Genomic DNA, 21,261 nt, shown 5'->3' with positions numbered 1-21,261 from the left:
AAGGGGGAAAAGTAGGGAGAAAAGATGAGTCAAGGAATTGAAACGAGAATCAGTCAATGTAATCAAAAATTACGAATTATATTTGAAGAACAAAATGAAAACCGAATCGCGCTGCAAAATCAAGAACGAGCTGAGGCTAGTTTTCATGAATGGAAAAATAGAAATAATCGTTTATTTAACCGAATACTAGAAACTTGGCACGGCGACAAAGATGTGTTTCACCTTTTTACGAATATGCGGCAAGAAATCGGACAGTATGAAAGAAAACTTACATTCGAATTAGAAAATGAAAAAGAGACGTTGCTTAAAGAAAAACGGCATCTCAGCGAGAAAGAAAACGACCTTTCCTATGAACAGCAGCAACTACAAAGGGAGGCCAATACATGAGTTTAAACATGTATTTGGGAGAAGTACAAAATCAAACTCAAAGTATGAACGCTATATGTAATGCTACGATTCAAAGTATGGAACAAGCCATTCAATCTATTGATGCCTTTGCGGTAGATACAGTATTACAAGGACAAACATATAGTAGTGCAAAAGCCTACCTTGTCCAAACATTTCGGCCATTAGCGCAAGGAATCATATGCTTATGTGAAGAATTAATTCGCCAAAACGAAGCATTTCCAAGCGAAAGTTGCTTCGACAGATGTGATTGAACAAGAAATAAGAGAACAAATAAGGGGAATTAATCAATCGATTACAAGTATAGAAGCAATAGAAATACTTACACCAATGCCCGGAGTAAGTGCGATTGTAACGGTATTAGGTGCAATGAGAAAAAAACTGGAAGAAAAACTAGAGCATTTATATGAATTCAATCATTCATCCAGCAACAACTACAGCACCGCTCTCCAATTAGCCGCTAGCATCACAGCCGGACTCGCTGAAGTGCAAAGCGGGAAAGGATTTAGTCCTGTGAGTGGGACGTTTAGTACACAAGGATTGAATATGGATTGGGTGAGTTCGATTCAGGGGATTATAGAAGAAACAGCTCGAAAAAACGATCAGTCAATTAAAGATATAGAAACAAATAACATAATTGAGGAGAAATCTCCGGTTAGAAATGCTTGGGACGATGCGGCAGACGGTATAGTTAGCACGTTTGAAACAGCGAAAAAGATGTGGGAAGCTATTCAAAGAGGATCGGGGAAAGCTGTTGGTGATGAAATCGAGTCCGCAATAGCTTTAAGTAATATGGACATAGGAACTTTTATTAATGTAGCCTATGCACTTTTCCATTTGGATGAAACTGCAAAAAATATGTGGCATGCATTTTCAAATAAAATAAAACGAGATATGATAGAGGGAGATGCAGAGAGTCGTACAGAATTGACTACCTATGGATTAACACAAATAGCTACCACAATATTAGGCGATAAGGCACTAAATAAAGTAGGCCATATCGCAAAAGGAGCAAAAGTATCAAGTGGAGTAAGTACATTTGCTAATGCAGTAAAACTAGCAAAAGAATTGAAGCCTACACTTGAAATGTTACAATCATTTAAGAGAGAGGCTTCCTATGCACTCTCTAGTGTTGGTGGAACTATCGTAACCAAAATACCTCAAGGCGAATTGATAGAAGCTTATTATAAGTTTGCGAAGTCTAAAGATGGTGGTAAGGGTACGGGTGAAACACTATCTAAACAGAAATCAATACCCGACTTTGTGAAAAAGCAATGGGAAGCAGGGAATAGATTTAATAAGGAAAATCGTCCTCGATATCCTTATAATGAAGTAGAGTTAGAGGCAAAGGAAATCAATGGGAAGAAATATGTTGTGGATTCTTATATTCCGGGTGAAGAAATTGTCTCGAGGAAATTTACCCAATTGGCTGAAGTAAAAGAAAAGACGGCATTAAGTTATTTAAGTGAGTTTACTAAAAAGTATTCTTCCGGTTCAGAAATTTCTTCAGGTAAATTTAATCCTAATGCTTTAAAAGGTGGTCGACTAGATGGAGAGTTAATTTTGGAAATCCCTGTACAAACAAAGCCAGTTCCACAAAAAATTATTGAAGAGGCGAATGAGAAAGGGATTATTATTCGTGATATTAATGGGAAGGTGTATAATTAATGGAAATTTATTATTGTGATAAGTGGTCTAATATAAAAAAGAAGCCTTGGAATATTATTGATGAGAATGCAGCCAAGACACTTCATGAAAATCGTCATTCTTATACTGCTGTTCTTAGTGATGGAGAGCAGCCAAAGTATTTAGTAAATGTCACTGAGAAATGGGTATCGGTAAGTTTTTTGAATGATTTTCTTCGTAAATATTTACACTACGATTTTATTGTTAAAGAAGATAATAGACTATTCCTAAGGACAATAATGTATTGGGAATATGACGGGGATACACAGTTGAAAAGTATGATTTTGGGGTATCAAGAAAATGGTCATATTGCTATGGAGCAAAAAGATTCTAAAACTGGAGAAGTAGAAGAGCGAGAGACAAAAGATGATGTATCTAGAAATTGGGATACATTCCCTGAGTTTGGCCAATACTTATATTTGTGCAAAGAAGAGAGGTAATTCTTTTGAATATAAGAACAATAACTAGGCGAGATAGCTATTAGTGGGCTAAGAATATAAATAAATGGAATAAACATGAAACTAATGAATTCGTAAGTTTTAAAGATATTGTAAAGTTAATTGAAAATTCCCCGAAATAATCCTACTTAATAAACAGATGAACTTAAAGCACTTGTCGCCTATGGGAAACAAGTGCTTTTTATTTTAAGATTACGAGGTACGGGTAATGGCTTACCCTTACCTTCTTATGAGAAAAGAAGTCCATACCTATAGGGATTTACAGAGAAGTACATGGATTTCCAGTTAAAGTACAGTCAGGTGCTCAAGAGAAGCATATTCCTGATACACCGAACTATAAACAAGAATTAGCAAATGGAAAAAATAAGAGCATTTTCTATGGTGATAATAAAATAGCGCAAGAATTGCTTGATAAGTTTGCCGGAAAAGGAACCACTGTTACCAAAAATAAAGAAAGAGTGGACTTTGGTAAACCAATAGGTAAATACTATGACACTGTGACCGGACAATATATAGAGACTAATAGAGGAATGATACATTATGGAAAAGATGGTGCCCATATAGTACCAGCAAAACCATCAGAATAAAATTAAGAAAGAGGATGTCTATGGAAGCAGATTCTTTATTTAAAACATTAACAGAGCATGAAGGTGTAGAAATCATATTAGAGTGGAACAGTGGGTTGAGAATTATAGGCAAAACAGACACATTTTATGAGACAGACAATGGATTAGATGATGACCCCGCATACGCAGAATATTATGCAACAGCATTTCAAGTAAATCATATTTTATCTCAACCTTCTACTAACGAAGGTATTGTATATAATTGGTTGATACAAGAAAAAAGTTCATTGGTTGAAATTTCTCTCTATGATGATCCGCCAAGTGCAGTGTTTTTAACTGACGGAAAAAGAGTATGGGAAAGTGGAATATGTAAATAATAGGTGGTATATAAACTGAGACCTTGATTGGCATATATGCTTTTCAAGGTTTTTCTATGTTTTTAACACCTGTAAAGGGTGTTCATCAGTGGCACGAAATTGGTTGCAAGAATAAGAGGCAGATGAGAGTATGAGTGTACTTAGGATATCTAATAGAAATCAATGTCGATTCTTTAAAGAAACAATGAGACGAACTCAAGAGATTATAGAAGTACAAGCTGGCAAACCAAGATGAAACAATTTACTTTGCAAGAACAACAATTGAACTTACAAGAGCAGGAAGACAATATTGCTGCAGCTAGAGAGGTTGGGATAGAAGTTCAAGCAACTATTAGAAACTATAATGATCCACTTCCAGCAAATCTGATTGATAGATTTACAACTAAAAAGGGAGTACCTAAAACTTGGGGGGAAGCTCTAGACTTAAGAATTCTAAAGCAAAAGACTAGTTTTAGAAATAATAATCCAATGGGTTCATTTGAGTTAGAAAAAATGAAATAGAAAGAAGTGCTATAGCTATGGAAAAGTATTACGTTGATAAAGATATATATGTATATCCTGAATCTTACCAAAAAATCGTGGAATTGAATTTAGTTGATTTTGATGTATGGTATTTAATTGAATCTGAACAGGCTACTAGAAGGTATCATGATTTAAAGGAAAGATATCCAAAAAGAGATTTAATTCCTTTTGCTAGAAGAGATGACAACGATGATATTGCGTGTTTTGAAATTGGCAAAGGAAGTAAAGTTCAACTTATTCATGATTTTGCTTCTGAAGGTTTTGAACAAAGAAAAGAGTTTGATGATTTTTGGGAGTGGGTCGAAGTTGCTATGAAAGAAATGATTGATTACAATCGGAGTGAAGAAATTGAATAAACAAAAATTCTATACAAATTTAAGTAAAGAAGTATCTTATGCTTTACGTCATGCTCCGTGGGAATACGAATTGGAGTTAGATGAGAATGGCTGGGTGTCTGTTGAGCAACTTTTACACGCACTTCATCAATCCATTGAATGGAGCGATGTAAAGATAGAAGATTTAAAAATAATGATTGAGAAATCGGAGAAAAAAAGGCATGAGCTAAAAGAAAATAAAATTCATGCGTTGTATGGACATTCTATTCCCATGAAAATAGTAAAGGAAGAAGGCGTTCCACCTAAATTTCTTTATCATGGTACATCTCCTCGCTTTTTAAATTCTATTGAATTAAATGGGCTATCACCTATGTCTAGACAATATGTCCATCTTTCTGAAGATATTGTAACTGCTGAATTAGTGGGGAAAAGAAAAGATAAGCATCCTATTATTTTAGAAGTTAATACTGAAAAAGCTAGAGAAGAAGGCGTTAAATTTTATTTAGGAAATGAAAAAGTTTGGTTAGCAGATGAGATTCCTAGTGAGTTTATCGTAATTAATAAGAATTAATTGAATCTATTCTACTAGATTATGACGGCAGGAAAAATTTTTTCTTTAGGATATATATTTGAATGAACCATGTTATCTGTCTCAAAATAAACAAATAAATGGCGAGTTACTTATGGAAAATAATCAACAAGAGAGACTTCACATTTGAGGTCTCTTTTGTTGATTTAAATTGAAAATTATTATTTAAGCGAATTCTTTTTTGTACCTCGTATTTCACATACACATAGGCTTTATTTGCTGCTACATAGTATGTTTTTCAACGTTAAGAAACATTAGAAAAAGCAGGACAATATTATTAAATAGCCGGGTCTTTTGTAGAAATGTTTGAAGCTATTTCGCTCATAGGCGGATCTAATTTCTTAACTATCGTGGCAGAAGTAGGAACTGGTGGATTGGCATCACCAATTGTTATTCCATTAGATATAGCAGCAACAGCTACTGGGGCAAGTCTTTTTGTACATGGTGGATTTGTTTGGAATAAATCGATTCAAAATACTAAGGATACTATTCAAAAAATCCAGTCTTCTGGTGGAGGTGCGGCTAACGGTAAACATAGCAGTAACAAAAACACAACTGTAGATAATTTTGATGCAAAAACAGCTACAAATAAGCAAAAAGGTAATTATGGTGAAATAAAATCTAGTGACAATTTATTGAATAATCAAAGTTTAAAAGAAGCTGGATTTGATTTGAAACCAGTCGGCAAAAGTACACCATCAGGCATAAATGATAAAATAGTAAAAGGAATTGATGGATTATACGAAAATACAAATCAAAATTCAAATATTAAATATGTTATTGATGAAGCTAAGTTTGGTAGTTCACAATTGGGGAAAACTAAAGATGGACCACAAATGTCAGATGGTTGGTTGAAAGGTTCTGAAACTGGAAAAAGTAGAATATTGAAAGCTGTTGAAGGAGATGAAGTATTAGCAGAACAGATTACGAGAGCTTTGCAAAAAGGTAAAGTTGAAAGAGTATTATCAAAAGTCGATAGTAGTGGAAAGGTTAAAACATTTAAGATAGATGCAAAGGGTAACATCGTTGGAGAATGGCCATAATTTAGAAACTAGGAGGAATTAAATAGAATGAGAGATCAATTATGTATAGAAGAAAAATGTAAAAGAGGAATAGAATATCATAAAGAGTTTATTAAAGAAAATAGAGAGGAGATTAGAAATTTAGAAGAAGATGAAAAAAATGGTATTCAAAGATATCCTAATGACAATAAAAGTATTATATTAGAAAATTATTTATCGAATTTTATACATGAGATGAACGACATTAGGGCAATGTATTCTTTAGGAGAAGACATTAGTAAAATGGAAGTATATTTTTATAATGCGATAGATGATTTAGAGCATACAGAGACTAGCAAAGTTGGTTATATATATATGCTTTGGATAATTTCCTTAGGAATATTATTAGAAACGGATAAAAAGAATTTAGAAAGATTAAAAAAGATAGTTGATAAAAAAAATATGAACGACGCAGTAATCGATTTCCTCTTATGCGCTAGTGATATCGGATACACAAACATGACGAACAGATATTATAAAGAAAATCCATATGCAAAAACGAGAGAAATTATAGAACTTGCACAAATAGATAAAAAAGAAGCATCTAAAAGATTACAAACGTATATGGAGAAAGAATGGTTTAAAGGTCATTATGATTATGAGTGGAAAAATGCGCATAAAGAACCTGGATATGTAGGATATTGGAGCTTTGAAACGGCAGCGCTTGCGAAAATTTTGGAACTTGATGATATAAGTTTAAAAGATAATAATCATTATCCATATGATTTGGTGCATTATAAGAATACAATGAAATTTAAGCATATAAATCTAAGTGAATATCATTTTGAGGATGAGACAGAAGAAAATGAGAAAATAGTAGAAGGAATTGAAAATAATCTTGCATTGGAAAATATTATTCCTCCAAAATGGCATTCGTTGGTCAATGAATTAATACATGATTATAAGAATATGGATGATAGTAGTTTTTATGAAAAATACAAAAAAACGATAGGAATAGGTCAAGTGTGGTTCTTACCACAAGAGTATGAAGAAGAAAATGAGCAAAAAAATCTATTAGGTAGTTTAATTGTGTTTGCCCTGACGGTAAGAGATTATATATTACAATTGGACTATAAAGAAGATTTAGAGGACTACATTGATAATCTTAAAAATTTCTGGAATGGATCAGAAACAAAGTTAGTTCAATTTATTTTAGAAAATGATCAAAATTATTATGCATGGGTACCAAAAGAAGCAACCATCCCAAATATGTATGAAGTGAAGATAGGGAGTGTCGATGTAGAGGAAGTTTTATAACGAACAAATTGCAATGGGTGTCATCATATGTAATGTTAGAATACATTTTACTAGTTAATTGAAAACAATGCAGGCGTTGGAGAAAAAAGGGTGTATAGTTACTAAAAAGTAGAGGGAAAGAAGGCTGTTGAATTGAGATTGGCAGATTTTATTAAATTAGATAAAAATGAAGTAAATCACTTTGATTTTAAAAATATTTCACCATCATTTGAAGTGCAAAAAGAATTACATCCCGTAAAAAAATTATTTTGTACAAAAAAGATTATCAAGAAAGAATTTTAAACATTGTAAAAGAAAAATTTGACTGTGATAGATGTGATCTGGTTTTAGAGATATATTCTAAAATATACGAAAATAAAAACTTGAACAATTTAGATTTAGATACTATGAATTCTTTTTATCAAACGTACCGGCTTTTATTGCTATCAAGTGATAAGTCATTTTGGGAAAATGATTTTAATGCATTCTGTAATAATCGTGGTGTGAAGCCTAAAGCAATTAAATATAATGCCTTAAAGCTGTTAAGGTATGAATGGTTATTGTCTGAAAAAGTGTTTAACCATTATGAAAATATCAATAATCATCCCGATGTTATGCGTTTTGCTACAGTGACACATACAATAGGAAATATGACATTATTGCCTAAAGGATTTAACGTTGGGCGTGCTATTGCAACTAGAGATTATTGGGATTTAACATTAATGTCACTACAAAGTTTTTTAGGCCGTTCTTTCGATACTTTCGTAACAGATTATTATATGCAAGACTTTATTGATGATAAATTAGAGTTATGGGAGGGGCATTGTTTTGAATACCCATTGCCAAATTCGTTTAATAAAGAGGAGGCTCACAAACTATCGGAAATTGAAAAAAATCAAATTGTTCAAAGCCGAATTTTTGAATTTATGGGAAATGCCAATGATAAGATCGAGAAACGTTCTGAACGATTATATAAAGCGTTACTAGTTAAATGGAAGGAGAATATAAATAGAGGGACAATTAATAAAATTTAACGATAAGATTGTGATGAAGGTGATTCGGGTTGGTATATAGGTCCTATCAATGAAGAAGTATCAGGAGGATTGGAAATTATATACGCCTACGAATTATTAAAAATGAAACCTGCAAGTATTCTAGTGCTAGCTTTACCGTATAATTATTTAGTAGTATTTGAGAAGGACGAAATGAAAGCGGTTTTAAATGAATGTGATGTTGATAGTTGGAGTGAAATAGAAAAATAATGAATGTATATAAGGTGTCAAATGCCCAATATGAAAATCAAGAGAGTTAAGCACTTCATTGTCAACAGACGACGATAGGTGCTTTTTTTACGTGGAGTAAAGAAAAAATATAAGTTTGCTTGTTGCTCTGTTTCAACTTTGTATCATATGTTATAATTTGGAAAGTATATATTCTTAATTTTTAGAAAATTAAAGGTGGTAGGTTAATATATGAGTACATTAAAGAAAATTATTAACAATATTTCGAAGGTTATTATAGGAAAAGATGAATCAATTGAACTTGCAGCTATAGCTCTCATAGCAAGAGGGCATATTTTATTAGAGGATGTACCTGGGACGGGAAAAACAACATTAGCGAAAAGTTTGGCTAAAAGTGTAGACGCTAAATTTCAAAGGATTCAATTCACAGCGGATACTTTACCTGGAGATGTTATTGGTCTCGAATATTTTGATGTGAAGAAATCAGAATTTAATACGAGGTTAGGTCCTATTTTTGCAAATATAGTAGTAGTGGATGAAATTAATCGTGCTGTACCGAGAACACAATCTTCGTTATTGGAAGTGATGGAAGAACGTACTGTTACGATTGCGAAACAGACACATTCATTACCAGAACCTTTTTTAGTTATTGCAACGCAAAATCCTCTTGAATCGGCCGGAACATTTCCTTTACCTGATGCTCAGTTAGATCGATTTTTACTTACTATACGTCAAGGCTATCCTACGAGAGAAGCAGAAAAGGAGATGATGAATCGTTTTCAAACGAATGATCCGTTAGAAACGTTACATTCAATTATTTCAACTGAAGAAATTATTACAGTGCAAAAACGTGCAAGAGAAGTGTTAGTAGGAAATGATGTGCAAGATTATCTTCTTGAAATCATTGAGGCAACGCGAAAGCATGAGCTAATTGAAATTGGTGTAAGCCCGTGGGGGACGTTGGCATTTATGAGAGCGATTCAAGCACGGGCAATATTAAATGAAAGAGATTATTGTACGCCAGATGATATAAAACTACTGGCTGCATCCGTTTGTGCTCATCGTTTAACGTTAACGATTGAAGGGGAGATGAAAACGACGAAAGAACAAATCATGAAAGAAATTCTTCATACGATTAATGTGCCAGTGGAGAATGTACGATGAATCAACAACTTGTGTATACACCTTTAGCGGAGCCTTTCGTAATAGGAGTTATGTCAGTTGTAGCCGTTATTTTATGTGTATTTTCAAGTAATCTACTTATATTATCTCTCGTATTTTTATATGTAATTTTAATAGGTGCGATGCATGTGTACATACGTAAAGTGTCTCGTGTTGAATGGGAATACAGTCAAGGGAATTCAAACATTTTTATAGGTGAAGCGAATATGTGCAAAATGAAAATTTCAAACAAGTCGTTATTCCCTATTTTCAATATCGTATTTCGATTTAAATGTGAAAATAAGTTAACTTGGAATCATGATGAAATAAACAAAAATACGAATACAGGTTCAAATTATTATATGGATTTACATTTAAAAGGAAGAGAGTCAGTTTCATTTGATTTGCAAGCTGTAGCTGTAAAAAGAGGAATTGCGAAATGGGAAGAAGTAGAAATTGTCATTATTGATCCCTTTGGATTCATAACGAACCATATAACATATAAACAAGTTAATACGCCGTCTTATTTAGTTTTACCAGCTGTTCCGAAAATGCAAGTTCCTGAATTACAAGAATGGTCACGAGGATTTCGAAAAGCGATGTCATCCCCCTTATATGATGAAACGAAAATAATGGGAGTGAAGTCGTATGAAAATGAAGATTTTCGTTCTATCCACTGGAGTGCGACAGCGAAAACAGGGACGATAACCGCGAAAAAGTACGAGCGAACACAATCAGATAAATATGCGATTTATCTCAACTTGCAAAATAAAAGCGGTATTTCTTTGCGAAAAGATACAGAGGAACTCATTGAATTAACGGCAGGCATATGTAAACAATTGCTCATACAAAACTGTTCATTTGAAGTATGGATCAATAGCGTAAAAGACAATGGATTATTGCATATTAAGAACGGTCATAACCGGAAACATTTGCAAAATGTATTAAAAGTACTTGCCTCAATATCGGATCAAGATACCCCTGTATCTTCTACTTATTTTTACACAGCAGGTTTTCGTCGAAAGGAATTGGATGCAGTTCCTTTAATTCTTGGTATTTCCCCAAGGAAATACAGCAGAACGAATAAATGGGTTGTAATAAAAGAATAAGAAGGGGTTTATGTCATGGCTAATAAAGGGCGACATATGAAAGTGAAATTATGGAGTGTAAGAGCTTTAATCATACTTTTTTTTACGATTAGTGCAATAACTTTATCACAAGGTGTGGTGTATGTACAAGTGATTGTAAAAGAGCGTTTTTTTAGTGAAAAGAAACCTGAAAAAATTTATAAGGAAACGATAGACACCGAAAAGGTTGAAGATTATGGAACACCTTTGGAAGAAGAAAAAGTGGGATATAATGGTGAAAGAACAAAGACGGGTAAAAAATTTAAAGGTTTCGAAAAGAAAAGTTCATGGGGAGACATATTCTCTGTTCTTTCAAATTCATGGATTAGTGTCGTTTTTTATGTAGTTATTGCAGTGGTCATTTTATATGCTTTTTATAAATTAACGAGGAAAAAGGCAAAGAAATCAGAAATAGAACAGGATATACAATCGATAACAAAAGAAAATACGGATAGAACCGAAAAGAACAAGAAAGTGAAGCAGCAGTTTGAACAGCCGTTACCTAAAGACACGATAAGGAAAACGTTAGTTGAATGGGAAAGAACTTTACCATTTCACGAACAGCGAAGGTCCTATGAAACGATGCAACAATGGTTAAGCAGAATTTGTAGAACGCGAGATATTATTCCGATATATGAATCTGTCCGTTATGGAGAGAAGACGTATACGGAGTTAGACGTAGAGAAGGCTGTACGATGGATAGAGCGGGACGGGAAAGGATGACATTAATATAAGTAAACAAAATTAACTGTAAATTAATTTTGTTTACTTATATTTAATTATATGGTAATGTATACTTGCTTTTTTATATTGATACCAATGGAAAAAGGTTGCCTTAGTAGAATATTGCTCGTTGAATTTTTTGTGGGGTTATCTTCACTACATCAATATAGAATGAAAAAGAGATAAAACAATTACGAGTAGCATGTAAATAAAAAATTATTATTTATCCCGCTTTAATGGGCAGTAAGACCCCACCTCAAAATTCAGCGAAAGCAAAGAATTTAGGTGGGGGTCGGGCTGCCCATTAAAGTCCGATTGGTGAGGGCTAATAATCAGTGGGGGATGAAAAACCCCCACACTGATTAAAGTTTCACTTTATGTTTAAATTTTTTGTAAGGGTGTGAAAATAGAATGAAACCGGTATTGAAAAACATACTCCTTTCCTTTATTTTTTCTGCAGCAGGGATGTGTTGGTTTCTGTTTATGATAGTTAGAGAAGGCGGAGACTGGTTATTGTCTTGGGTAGGTGTATTAATGGCATTTTTATCTTTATACGCGTTAATAGATTTATATTGTAAGTATGCATGCGATAAAAAATTAAGTATATTGTTTATCAAAGCAACAGTTACTACCTTTAGTTTTGCAGTATTGGGAATCACCTTTGGTATTGTACACGAGCTATTACAGCCATGGAGTCTCAGTTTAATGGTTTGGTATTGGTTGTTAGTGTTACTTTTGTTTGTAACGACCATAATATTGTTAGTTTTTGTAGTATTTGTTAATCGTAAAAATCACCATATTCCTGAGGGATATAGAATACTTATACTGCTAAATTTATTTCTTACGTTAGCACCAGTGCTGTGGCCATTACTACTTACTATTATCGGAAATGGCATGAACGCTAGTGCAGGATGGTAAAAGTGAATGAAATAAAAAGTTGGTATAGGGTTTTAAGTATGTAAGAGAACGTGTTTTCATAAATTGAAAACACGTTCTTTTTTATTTTCATACATTACTTTTTCCCATCTGGTCGTCAAATTTTGAACGTAAGTATTTCGTAAGGAATGGATAAGAAAAAAGAGAGGTTTATCATATAGGATGAAAGTATAGCTTGAATCAATACGATATGAATAGAGGAGAGAAAGCCTTATGAAAAAAAGTTATTCCATTAAGTTAGCAAGTTTGGCAGTTTTATTAGCGGGTACTACTTTATTCACTCCAGGTTTTACTGTAAAAGCAGAGTCTACTCAAAATATTTCTAATCCGTCAGAAGCACATGATCAAAAGAATCGGAATGGCTGGAAAAGAGTCATGCAGGAAACAATCCAAATTGGAGCGCCGGGGGTATTAGCTAAGACGTATAATAACGGGAAAATTAGTAGTTATAATGCTGGCGTCGCGGATTTAAGTACAAAGAAATCGATGAAATCAGATTATCGTTTTCGGATTGGAAGTGTGACGAAGACTTTTACTGCTACGACTGTTCTTCAATTAGTAGGAGAAAATCGCGTGCAACTTGACGATTCTATTGAAAAGTGGCTACCTGGCCTCATTCAAGGAAATGGATATGATGGCAATCAAATTACGATACGTCAACTTTTGAACCATACAAGTGGTATAGCTGAATATTTAAAGTCAAAAGAAGCTGACATTATGAATTCGAAAAAAACGTATACAGCAGAAGAAATAGTGAAAATAGGACTTGCTCTACCTCCAGATTTTTCGCCAGGTAAAGGTTGGTCGTATTCAAACACAGGATACGTAATACTAGGAATGCTTATTGAAAAAATAACTGGTAATAGTTATGCGGAAGAAATTGAAAAGCGAATTATTGAACCTTTGGACTTGTCAAATACGTTTTTACCAGGTAATTCACCAGTCATACCAGGAAAGAATCATGCTCGAGGGTATATGAAAATTGATGAAACAAGTGAATTGAAAGACATGACGTATTATAATCCGAGTTTAGCTAATTCAGCGGGAGATATGATTTCAGATGCGGACGATTTAAATAAGTTCTTTTCATCTTTGCTCGGTGGTAATTTATTGAAAGAACGCGAGCTAAAAGAAATGCTTACTACAGTTCCTATAGAAGGAAAAGGTCTTGGTGATGGATATGGCCTTGGGATCTATGAGACGAAACTTCCAAATGGTGTCTCAGTTTGGGGGCACGGAGGATCAATTCCTGGGTTTATGACTTTTGTTGGTGGAGTAATTGGAGGCAAGCATACATTTGCTGTCAATGTTAACTCTTTAGGTCCGGTTGATATTCTTACACAGTTTAATAAAATGATGCAAATTGAATTTAAGAAATAATAGATGAAAAGAGTTCTACTATAGAGGTATATAAGGACTTGTATGCGATTTAATTGTTATTAAAATATAGTCTTAAAAAACCCCGAATCATGAGCGATTTACTGCCCATGATTCGAGGTTTTTACGTGCTGTTACAAGAAAAGTAATGATGTATTTAAATTTTTTTATTTTACTATAAATCTATTATATTTATTTGATATGTCTTATTTATAGTGACTTTTACATTTTTAAAATATTGGAACATACAAAGGTAAGTAGTTCTAGATTTCAGAGTTAATAATAAGTAAATTCTGATTTTTGTTGAAAAATATTCGAATGTATTTCCTTAATTTACATAATAATGTACTTTTATCGTATGAATTAATATCTTAAAGCGTATTAATGTTGACGCATTTCCGAAGGATAAAACAAAACATTTTTGGAAGATGAAAAATAGAACACATATACAAGTCCTTTTTCAAAAGAAACAATATGTATGAATTAATAACAAATAGAATTAAGTATACAAAAATAGATAATTATGATTTGCGTCTAAATGATTGACTATTATGAAATTAATGATTAATATAGGTTTTATATTTTAATTCCATTTATATTACAAATATGTATTTTATTTCAATGTTAATTGTTGCGTAAACTATAATTGAATATATTGTGAAAAAGAATAGGGAGGGGGAACAGCAATAGAAAAGGCTATCTTTTCAAATTGTGTAATGAAATCAAAGGGAGGATAAATATGTATAAACAAGTAGTAGAACTGTTAGAAGAAGCGGCTATATCGTATAAACAATATACACATGAACCAATATTAGATTATGAAACAGATAGAAAAATTAGAGAAAGGTTTAAATTAGAAGGTGTACCCAGTAAAAGTTTATTTTTAAAAGATAAATCAAATAACTATTACATATTTGTAACTGTTGAAGGAGAAAAATTAGATTCAAAACTTATGAAAGAGTTGGTTGGAAAAAGGATTTCTATTTGTTCAGCCGAGGAGTTAATAGAAAAAACTTCTTGTGTTCCAGGATGTGTATCTCCATTTGGCTATTCAAATGAAATCACACTTATTATAGATCGAAAAATTTATAACTATAATAAATTTTTGTTATCTCCCGGTATACCTGAGATAACAATTGAAATACCTACAAAAAGTATAAATGAAATTTTAAATATTGTTGAGAATGATATTTTACTATATGAGAAAAAATCATAAATATATTAGGGGGGATTTTAATAATGCCAACTACAAAAATGTATTTATACAATCAAAAGAGAATAATTGAAGAACAAAATAAAGGGATTTTAGATGAGTGGAAAACTGTATCTTTCAATAATTTTCACGATAGCATTTTAGATCAATCTAAACCATTTCCGTGTTATTTTGCAGTGGATTCTGAGAAACATGGTTGGTCTAGATATATATTTTCCGAATCGGCTTATGATGAAAATGAATTGTTCAAACTAAGAGATGGGATTTATGAATATATTAAAACATATCAACAAATTGCAAAGAGAACTACTTTAGTAATATTTTTTAAACCCGCTAATAAACAATTACTGGCTGAAGAATACAAAAAACAATTTTGGAATGTATTACAATTTTTAATGAGAAATGATCCGGAGCCATGGAATGCAGAAATTCCAATAGATCCTTATAATGCTAAATGGGAATTTTGTTTTGGTGGTGAACCTATATTTGTCGTTTGTAGGGCTCCAATATATTCTGAAAGAAAAAGTAGATATACAGGAACCGGCCTTGAAATTACGTTACAACCTCGAGGTACTCTGGATGATATTACAGGTGATACAAAACAAGGGAAACAAGTGCGGAAAGTGATTAGAAAACGTTTGTTAGCATATGATGATATTCCAATGCATCCAGATATAGGGGATTACGGAATAAAAGAAACCTTTGAATGGAAACAATATATGTTACCAGAAACAAATGAAGAAAGTGTAATGAGATGTCCTATTACGGGGTTGAAGAAAAATGATTAGCATGATATTCAGTTATATATTATTAGGGATTTCATTGTCTGCACCAGTCGGTCCGATTAATGTTGCTCAAATAAATAAAGGAATAAAAAATGGTTTTTTGAGTGCATGGTTAGTAGGAGTCGGGGCAATGTCAGCAGATGTTGTAATGATGTTTTTAATTTACTTTGGTATTTCGACTTATTTAACAACTCCAGTTGCTCAACTTTGCATTTGGATTTTTGGTTTTGTAACGATGATTTATTTGGGTTATGAAAGTATGAAAGAAGCTACTAAACAAGTTCAATATATTTCATCAGGTGAAAAAGAACATCCTTTAAAATCTTTTCTATCGGGGTTTGCTATCGCAATTTCTAATCCATTAAATATTATTTTTTGGATAGGGATATATGGATCAGTTCTAACTAGTGCTATGAATACTATTGGAAAAGAACAAGCTTTATGGTATAGTGCAGCCATTTTTGCTGGGATTATGCTTTGGGATATATTTATGGCTACATCTATTCATTTTGGTAGAAGATTTATTAATCATACAGTAATGAAATGGATTTCTATAGTAGCAGGCATTGTTTTAATTCTGTTTGGAATATATTTTGGCTACGAGGCAGTAAAAGGAACTGCTCAACTATTGTGAACTTTTTGATGACTAGAGAGAATAGTGATTTATTAGAAATTTATTTATGGCGAATCTTTTGGTTTTTGAATTTGTTAATCGATGGGTATAGGTTAATTCCTTATAGTAAAAGACTTATAGAATCATTCTATAAGTCTTTTTATTGCGGTATAGAAAAATATATAGGTACATTCTCTTCTCACAAAGAGAAATAAAATTCTTAACAAGAGCGATAAAATAAATATATAAGCAGTAAAGCAAATTTCAATCAAAGTAGCTTGTTTGCATTTCAAAAATCTAGAATATTTTTAATTGCTATGAATGACTTTCACACTTTTTGCAGGCACCCCTGCAACGACGGTGTTTGCAGGTACATCTTTTGTAACAACTGAACCTGCAGCAACAATTGAATTGTTCCCAATTGTAACACCAGGAAGTATTGTTGCGCTAGAACCAATCCATACATTTTCACCAATTATAACAGGGGAAGCGTATGTCGTATTTCTTGTTTCTAAAGTTAGCCCGTGATTAAGTGTGGCAATTGTAACATTCATACCGATCATACAATTGTCTCCTATATGAATTCCGCCTCTATCTTGAAAGGAACATCCAGTGTTAAAAAATACGTTTTTTCCAATTGTAATATTTTTACCGAAGTCTGTATGAAACGGTGGAAAACACATAAAAGATGGATCAATGTTGTTATCTGTTAATTCACTAAATATCGCTACAATCTCTTCTTTAGAATGATAAGATGTATTTAATTTCATTGTTATCTTCTGGGCTTCATAGCTACATTGAACTAGTAGATCATGTAATTCTTTATCCTCGCCTGAAATAGGCTTGCCGGCCTTACAAAAATTTATAAAATCTTTCATATTCATTGTTATACTCCCCTCTAAAACGCTAATCTTTTCAATACAATCATAAAATGATACGATTCCAATATCAAATACCTATATTAAATACATTCATATGCTTATTAGCTATATGTAAAAGGAGACTATCGTGGAAATTCGAGTTTTACGCTATTTTATTGCTGTAGCAAATGAAGAAAGTATTTCAGCAGCTGCAAAACAATTACATTTGTCACAGCCAACATTATCAAGGCAACTGAAAGATTTAGAAATGGAATTAGGAACAGATTTATTTATAAGAGGAAATAGGAAAATCTCATTAACAGAAGAGGGGAAATACTTATTTAAAAAGGCGAAGGAGATTGTTGATTTAGCAGATAAAACGGAAGCGAACTTAAAAGATTCAAAAGAAATGATAAGCGGGGAAGTTTACATTGGTGCCGGTGAAACTGAAGCGATGCATCTTATTGCGAAAACATTAAAAGTATTAATAAAAGACTATCCAAATATTCGATTTCATTTGTACAGCGGAAATGCTGATGACATTAAGAGTAAATTAGATAGTGGATTATTAGATTTTGGTGTCGTTATAGAGCCAACTGATAAACAAAAATATGAATATGCACAATTGCCAGCTAAAGACACTTGGGGTGTATTAATGTGTAAAGATAGTCCTTTATCGGATAAACAAGTTATTAGCCCAGTGGATTTAATAGATAAACCATTATTCATTTCACGACAATCTACTGTTAGTAATGAATTAACAGGATGGTTTGGAGAAAGTATAGATAATTTAAACATCGTCGCAACCTATAATTTGCTTTATAATGCAGCACTTATGGTTGAAGAAGGTATTGGATATGCATTATGTATAGATAAGATAATTAACACGTCAGGAAATAGTAAACTTTGTTTTAAACCATTACAACCTAAATTAGAAGCGAACTTAAATATTGTTTGGAAAAAGAATCAAGTTTTTTCAAATGCAGCCCATGCCTTTATAAATCAGCTCCGAAATAGTATGAACTAATCATAATTTGAAATGCAAAGTAAAAAACGTGCCATCTTATTAAGGTGACACGTTTTTTACTTTATGAAATAGTTGTTATTCTTTCGAAGGTTTAAGTAAAACAACTGCACAGAAATGTTTATGTTCAAAAGGAGAAGTAGTGAACAATAAAAACGATTGTTATTCTGAAAATTGTTATTTGTATGATTATTAAATATAATAGGGGTATGTATTGCGGGGCTTGAATAGAAAATAGTTTAGTTGATTAATTATTTTTAAATGTAACTAAAATAGCATTGGAGTTGAATACAGTGGAACAAAAGTATTTCAGGTGGAGTAACAAGCAATTAAGAGAACATGTTGAAATAATAGATGGCAAAAGAAATCCGCATATTTTATTTAAGAATGCAACTTATTTAAATTCCTATATGCGCGAGTGGATGCAAGCAAATATTTGGATCTATGATGATCGCATTATTTATGTAGGAGAAAAACTGCCAGCGCAACTACATAAATGTGAAGTCATTGATTGTGATGGAAAGTATATAGTTCCAAGTTACATAGAACCGCATGCACATCCATATCAATTATATAATCCAGAAACGTTAGCAAATTATGCGATGCAGTTTGGGACGACGACTTTTATTAATGATAATTTAACTTTATTTTTCACATTACAACGTGAAGAAGCATTTCGTTTATTAGATGAATTTGAAAAGATTCCAGCAAGTATGTATTGGTGGTGTCGTTTTGATGGACAAACTGAATTGCAAAACGGGGAATCTTTATTTAATCGTGAAGACATAATAGAGTGGCTTAAGCATAAAGCAGTTCTTCAAGGTGGCGAGCTAACAGCGTGGCCAAAGTTATTACATGGCGATGATGAAATGTTACATTGGTTGCAGGAAACGAAACGATTACATAAAAAAGTGGAAGGACATTTTCCAGGAGCATCTGAAACGACTTTAGCGAAGTTAAAACTGTTAGGTACAGATTGTGATCATGAAGCGATGACAGGGCAGGAAGCTTTCACTCGTCTTATGCAAGGTTACACGGTTTCCCTAAGAAATTCTTCAATACGCCCAGATTTAGAAGTGTTACTGAAAGAATTGTTGGAACTAGGAGTAAAGCAGTTTGATAGATTTATTCTTACTACAGACGGCTCACATCCTTCGTTTTATGAAAATGGAATGACAAACGTAATGATAGCTACCGCGATAAAACAAGGAGTGCCAATAATAGATGCTTATCATATGGCAAGTTATAATATCGCTCGTTATTACAATATGGAACATGTACATGGATCGATTGCGACAGGTAGAATAGCTAATATTAATATTTTGGAAAGTAAAGAAAATCCGGTTCCAATAAGTGTAATTGCAAAAGGAAAATGGGTGAAGCGTGACGGAATAAACAATAATGAATCAGTACGAATAGAATGGAGTCAATTCAAAGTAACTCCATTATTATTAAACTGGTCTATAGAAAAAGAGGATATGATTTTTTCTCAAAAAGTGGGTATACAATTATTAAATAACGTTATAACTAAACCATACACGACTGAAATTGATTTAAACCGTGATGAACTTTCTCTAGATCATGATGAGTGTTTTCTTATGATGATTGCTCGTGATGGTACTTGGCGAGTGAATACAGTTGTAAAGGGGTTTGCGAAAGAACTAGGTGGTCTTGCTAGCTCTTATTCTGGTACCGGTGACATCATTCTTATTGGGAAGAATAAAGAAGATATGCTTACAGCTTTTCATAGAGTGAAAGAGATTGGGGGAGGAATGGTAATAGCTGAAAAGAATGAAGTATTACACGAAATCGCATTACCATTACTCGGGATTATGTCTAATTTGAAAATGAATAAATTAATACAGGAAGAGAAACAGATGGTGAAACTACTCCAAGAGCGTGGTTACGCGTATGACGATCCGGCATTTACCATTTTGTTCTTTTCTGCGACGCACTTACCTTTTATACGGGTAACTCCTATAGGATTATATGATGTGAAAAATAGTAAGGTAATGGCTTCACCGGTGAATTTGATAAAACAATGTTAATATGAAAGGCTCTATAAAAGTCCAATTTATAGGGCCTTTCACATTGTTAGCATAAGAATATTGTGAGCCTCAAATAATATAGTATCTAAATTACTTGAGGTGAAACGTAAGTATGAAAAAAATATTGTATATATTAAGTGTATTTATATTAAGTGTATCTATTCAACAAGTTGTACATTCTCAAACGGATGCACCAGAGCTATCTTCTGATTGTCTTGAAAAAAGGAAAATTCGAGATGAAAAGTATGTGAAGAATATAATACAAGACATTAAATCCACATTTAATTTAAATATGGATGAACATAGTTTTTGGGAAGTAAGTAAAAGAGATCTAGAGGCTGCCCATTTGATGTATGGTGGAAAGGAAAATGATTCTTATTATAATTCGCTAACTAAAATTTATGATAGTGGTGGATTTAGCGAGCAACCCAGCTTATTTGTGAGGGCGCAAGAAGCATTTTTACTTTATAAAGAAAACGATAATATCAATGTAATGAAAAGCCTAAAACTAGACGTTGAAAAAGGGGAATGGCTCGTTATAAAAATGAAAAAGAAGAAAGGGAAAAAAGTGAAATTCAAGCCGTTGCAATGTGAAAAAGATTATATGAAAAAGAGAAATGAATAACAAAATACTTATTCATGCTGTTTTTATTCAACGATATTTTGCTGTTGATTTGAAATAGAAAAAGGTAAACGAACATATTAGCTTTATGGAATATGTTTGTTTACCTTTTTTTGAGAGATTTAATAATTGGGGATTATTTACTGGCTAATGAACTTATAATATTCAATGAATTTGTTCTTCTTAAACATTAGATTTTGTGTCAAATGATTTATACATTGCCGAACCACCTATGTATATTTTATTCTACAGTATTTATAAAAGAATGTTGGCTATTCATAAGAAATAGGATTGGC

Annotated in this window: 22 protein-coding genes and 3 pseudogenes; 24 read left to right on the top strand and 1 reads right to left on the bottom strand. The window is 32.6% G+C overall.

Annotated features, from left to right (window positions below):
* Nucleotides 1-24 precede the first annotated feature (24 nt).
* The 21 genes and pseudogenes from MHI26_RS15405 to MHI26_RS15305 all read left to right on the top strand — a co-directional run bounded on the left by MHI26_RS15405 (nt 25) and on the right by MHI26_RS15305 (nt 16,432).
* Nucleotides 25-387 (top strand): DUF3958 family protein, encoded by a 363-nt coding sequence (locus MHI26_RS15405; RefSeq protein WP_061666954.1) that lies wholly within the window; start codon nt 25-27, stop codon nt 385-387.
* Nucleotides 384-1,645 (top strand): annotated as a pseudogene (locus MHI26_RS15400) (cytoplasmic protein); the annotation flags it as partial. The gene MHI26_RS15405 and the pseudogene MHI26_RS15400, both read left to right, overlap by 4 nt.
* A 427-nt stretch (nt 1,646-2,072) precedes the next feature.
* Nucleotides 2,073-2,531 (top strand): hypothetical protein, encoded by a 459-nt coding sequence (locus MHI26_RS15395; RefSeq protein ID WP_061666955.1) that lies wholly within the window; start codon nt 2,073-2,075, stop codon nt 2,529-2,531.
* A gap of 263 nt (nt 2,532-2,794) precedes the next feature.
* Nucleotides 2,795-3,136, top strand: coding sequence for a polymorphic toxin type 50 domain-containing protein (locus MHI26_RS15390; protein ID WP_340809200.1), 342 nt, complete (start codon nt 2,795-2,797; stop codon nt 3,134-3,136).
* Between the two features lie 20 nt (nt 3,137-3,156).
* Nucleotides 3,157-3,492 carry a hypothetical protein gene (locus tag MHI26_RS15385; RefSeq protein WP_061666957.1) on the top strand — a complete coding sequence of 112 codons (336 nt, stop codon included), beginning with the start codon at nt 3,157-3,159 and terminating at the stop codon, nt 3,490-3,492.
* A gap of 231 nt (nt 3,493-3,723) precedes the next feature.
* Complete coding sequence (locus MHI26_RS15380) at nt 3,724-3,993, top strand: hypothetical protein (protein ID WP_046959811.1); 270 nt, start codon at nt 3,724-3,726, stop codon at nt 3,991-3,993.
* Between the two features lie 17 nt (nt 3,994-4,010).
* Entirely contained in the window at nt 4,011-4,370 is a 360-nt protein-coding gene (locus MHI26_RS15375) for a hypothetical protein (protein ID WP_061666958.1), read from the top strand.
* Nucleotides 4,363-4,920, top strand: a complete 558-nt coding sequence (locus MHI26_RS15370; protein ID WP_061666959.1) for an RNA 2'-phosphotransferase — start codon at nt 4,363-4,365, stop codon at nt 4,918-4,920. Before MHI26_RS15375 ends, MHI26_RS15370 begins: the two co-directional genes overlap by 8 nt.
* A gap of 299 nt (nt 4,921-5,219) precedes the next feature.
* Nucleotides 5,220-5,981: pseudogene (locus tag MHI26_RS15365) on the top strand (hypothetical protein); the annotation flags it as partial.
* 27 nt (nt 5,982-6,008) lie between these two features.
* On the top strand, nt 6,009-7,256 hold the full coding sequence (locus tag MHI26_RS15360; protein WP_061666960.1) for a PoNi-like cognate immunity protein: 1,248 nt from the start codon (nt 6,009-6,011) through the stop codon (nt 7,254-7,256).
* Between the two features lie 138 nt (nt 7,257-7,394).
* Nucleotides 7,395-7,538 (top strand): hypothetical protein, encoded by a 144-nt coding sequence (locus MHI26_RS15355; RefSeq protein WP_254905558.1) that lies wholly within the window; start codon nt 7,395-7,397, stop codon nt 7,536-7,538.
* Nucleotides 7,505-8,269, top strand: a complete 765-nt coding sequence (locus tag MHI26_RS15350; RefSeq protein WP_223285841.1) for a hypothetical protein — start codon at nt 7,505-7,507, stop codon at nt 8,267-8,269. The genes MHI26_RS15355 and MHI26_RS15350 overlap by 34 nt, the downstream gene beginning before the upstream one ends.
* A 9-nt stretch (nt 8,270-8,278) precedes the next feature.
* Nucleotides 8,279-8,497 (top strand): annotated as a pseudogene (locus MHI26_RS15345) (immunity protein Imm33 domain-containing protein); the annotation flags it as partial.
* A 210-nt stretch (nt 8,498-8,707) separates the two neighbouring features.
* Entirely contained in the window at nt 8,708-9,640 is a 933-nt protein-coding gene (locus tag MHI26_RS15340; RefSeq protein ID WP_061666961.1) for an AAA family ATPase, read from the top strand.
* Nucleotides 9,637-10,746, top strand: a complete 1,110-nt coding sequence (locus tag MHI26_RS15335; RefSeq protein ID WP_061666962.1) for a DUF58 domain-containing protein — start codon at nt 9,637-9,639, stop codon at nt 10,744-10,746. Before MHI26_RS15340 ends, MHI26_RS15335 begins: the two co-directional genes overlap by 4 nt.
* 15 nt (nt 10,747-10,761) lie before the next feature.
* Nucleotides 10,762-11,487 (top strand): hypothetical protein, encoded by a 726-nt coding sequence (locus MHI26_RS15330; protein ID WP_061666963.1) that lies wholly within the window; start codon nt 10,762-10,764, stop codon nt 11,485-11,487.
* 411 nt (nt 11,488-11,898) lie between these two features.
* A complete protein-coding gene (locus tag MHI26_RS15325) occupies nt 11,899-12,405 on the top strand; it encodes a DUF3902 family protein (protein WP_061666964.1) in 507 nt (168 codons plus the stop codon).
* A gap of 231 nt (nt 12,406-12,636) precedes the next feature.
* Nucleotides 12,637-13,803: a serine hydrolase domain-containing protein gene (locus MHI26_RS15320; protein ID WP_000750389.1), complete on the top strand. Its 1,167-nt coding sequence runs from the start codon at nt 12,637-12,639 to the stop codon at nt 13,801-13,803.
* Between the two features lie 736 nt (nt 13,804-14,539).
* Entirely contained in the window at nt 14,540-15,016 is a 477-nt protein-coding gene (locus MHI26_RS15315; protein WP_000278060.1) for a YbaK/EbsC family protein, read from the top strand.
* 23 nt (nt 15,017-15,039) lie between these two features.
* A complete protein-coding gene (locus tag MHI26_RS15310) occupies nt 15,040-15,801 on the top strand; it encodes a YqcI/YcgG family protein (protein WP_061666965.1) in 762 nt (253 codons plus the stop codon).
* Nucleotides 15,794-16,432: a LysE family translocator gene (locus MHI26_RS15305; RefSeq protein ID WP_000624898.1), complete on the top strand. Its 639-nt coding sequence runs from the start codon at nt 15,794-15,796 to the stop codon at nt 16,430-16,432. The genes MHI26_RS15310 and MHI26_RS15305 overlap by 8 nt, the downstream gene beginning before the upstream one ends.
* 287 nt (nt 16,433-16,719) lie before the next feature.
* Here MHI26_RS15305 and MHI26_RS15300 read toward each other — a convergent pair whose 3' ends face one another.
* A complete protein-coding gene (locus tag MHI26_RS15300; RefSeq protein ID WP_001056074.1) occupies nt 16,720-17,295 on the bottom strand; it encodes a sugar O-acetyltransferase in 576 nt (191 codons plus the stop codon).
* 124 nt (nt 17,296-17,419) lie between these two features.
* Between MHI26_RS15300 and MHI26_RS15295 the strand changes: the two genes are divergently transcribed.
* The 3 genes from MHI26_RS15295 to MHI26_RS15285 all read left to right on the top strand — a co-directional run bounded on the left by MHI26_RS15295 (nt 17,420) and on the right by MHI26_RS15285 (nt 20,968).
* On the top strand, nt 17,420-18,298 hold the full coding sequence (locus MHI26_RS15295; protein ID WP_061666966.1) for a LysR family transcriptional regulator: 879 nt from the start codon (nt 17,420-17,422) through the stop codon (nt 18,296-18,298).
* A gap of 290 nt (nt 18,299-18,588) precedes the next feature.
* Complete coding sequence (locus MHI26_RS15290; protein ID WP_061666967.1) at nt 18,589-20,343, top strand: adenine deaminase C-terminal domain-containing protein; 1,755 nt, start codon at nt 18,589-18,591, stop codon at nt 20,341-20,343.
* A 112-nt stretch (nt 20,344-20,455) separates the two neighbouring features.
* A complete protein-coding gene (locus tag MHI26_RS15285; RefSeq protein ID WP_061666968.1) occupies nt 20,456-20,968 on the top strand; it encodes a hypothetical protein in 513 nt (170 codons plus the stop codon).
* Nucleotides 20,969-21,261: the final 293 nt, after the last annotated feature.

The organism is Bacillus sp. FSL K6-1218 (genome assembly GCF_038006445.1).
Classification (GTDB): domain Bacteria; phylum Bacillota; class Bacilli; order Bacillales; family Bacillaceae_G; genus Bacillus_A; species Bacillus_A thuringiensis_S.
The sequence above is the reverse complement of the archived record's forward strand: the minus strand, read 5'-3'. Positions and strand labels throughout refer to the sequence as shown.

What these genes read in the sequence shown, in the direction of transcription:
- MHI26_RS15315 (WP_000278060.1), top strand. Translation starts at nt 14,540, where the DNA reads ATGTATAAACAAGTAGTAGAACTGTTAGAAGAAGCGGCTATATCGTAT.
- MHI26_RS15330 (WP_061666963.1), top strand. Translation starts at nt 10,762, where the DNA reads ATGGCTAATAAAGGGCGACATATGAAAGTGAAATTATGGAGTGTAAGA.
- MHI26_RS15310 (WP_061666965.1), top strand. Translation starts at nt 15,040, where the DNA reads ATGCCAACTACAAAAATGTATTTATACAATCAAAAGAGAATAATTGAA.
- MHI26_RS15305 (WP_000624898.1), top strand. Translation starts at nt 15,794, where the DNA reads ATGATTAGCATGATATTCAGTTATATATTATTAGGGATTTCATTGTCT.
- MHI26_RS15335 (WP_061666962.1), top strand. Translation starts at nt 9,637, where the DNA reads ATGAATCAACAACTTGTGTATACACCTTTAGCGGAGCCTTTCGTAATA.
- MHI26_RS15405 (WP_061666954.1), top strand. Translation starts at nt 25, where the DNA reads ATGAGTCAAGGAATTGAAACGAGAATCAGTCAATGTAATCAAAAATTA.
- MHI26_RS15380 (WP_046959811.1), top strand. Translation starts at nt 3,724, where the DNA reads ATGAAACAATTTACTTTGCAAGAACAACAATTGAACTTACAAGAGCAG.
- MHI26_RS15320 (WP_000750389.1), top strand. Translation starts at nt 12,637, where the DNA reads ATGAAAAAAAGTTATTCCATTAAGTTAGCAAGTTTGGCAGTTTTATTA.
- MHI26_RS15325 (WP_061666964.1), top strand. Translation starts at nt 11,899, where the DNA reads ATGAAACCGGTATTGAAAAACATACTCCTTTCCTTTATTTTTTCTGCA.
- MHI26_RS15360 (WP_061666960.1), top strand. Translation starts at nt 6,009, where the DNA reads ATGAGAGATCAATTATGTATAGAAGAAAAATGTAAAAGAGGAATAGAA.
- MHI26_RS15385 (WP_061666957.1), top strand. Translation starts at nt 3,157, where the DNA reads ATGGAAGCAGATTCTTTATTTAAAACATTAACAGAGCATGAAGGTGTA.
- MHI26_RS15300 (WP_001056074.1), bottom strand. Translation starts at nt 17,295, where the DNA reads ATGAATATGAAAGATTTTATAAATTTTTGTAAGGCCGGCAAGCCTATT.
- MHI26_RS15375 (WP_061666958.1), top strand. Translation starts at nt 4,011, where the DNA reads ATGGAAAAGTATTACGTTGATAAAGATATATATGTATATCCTGAATCT.
- MHI26_RS15285 (WP_061666968.1), top strand. Translation starts at nt 20,456, where the DNA reads ATGAAAAAAATATTGTATATATTAAGTGTATTTATATTAAGTGTATCT.
- MHI26_RS15340 (WP_061666961.1), top strand. Translation starts at nt 8,708, where the DNA reads ATGAGTACATTAAAGAAAATTATTAACAATATTTCGAAGGTTATTATA.
- MHI26_RS15395 (WP_061666955.1), top strand. Translation starts at nt 2,073, where the DNA reads ATGGAAATTTATTATTGTGATAAGTGGTCTAATATAAAAAAGAAGCCT.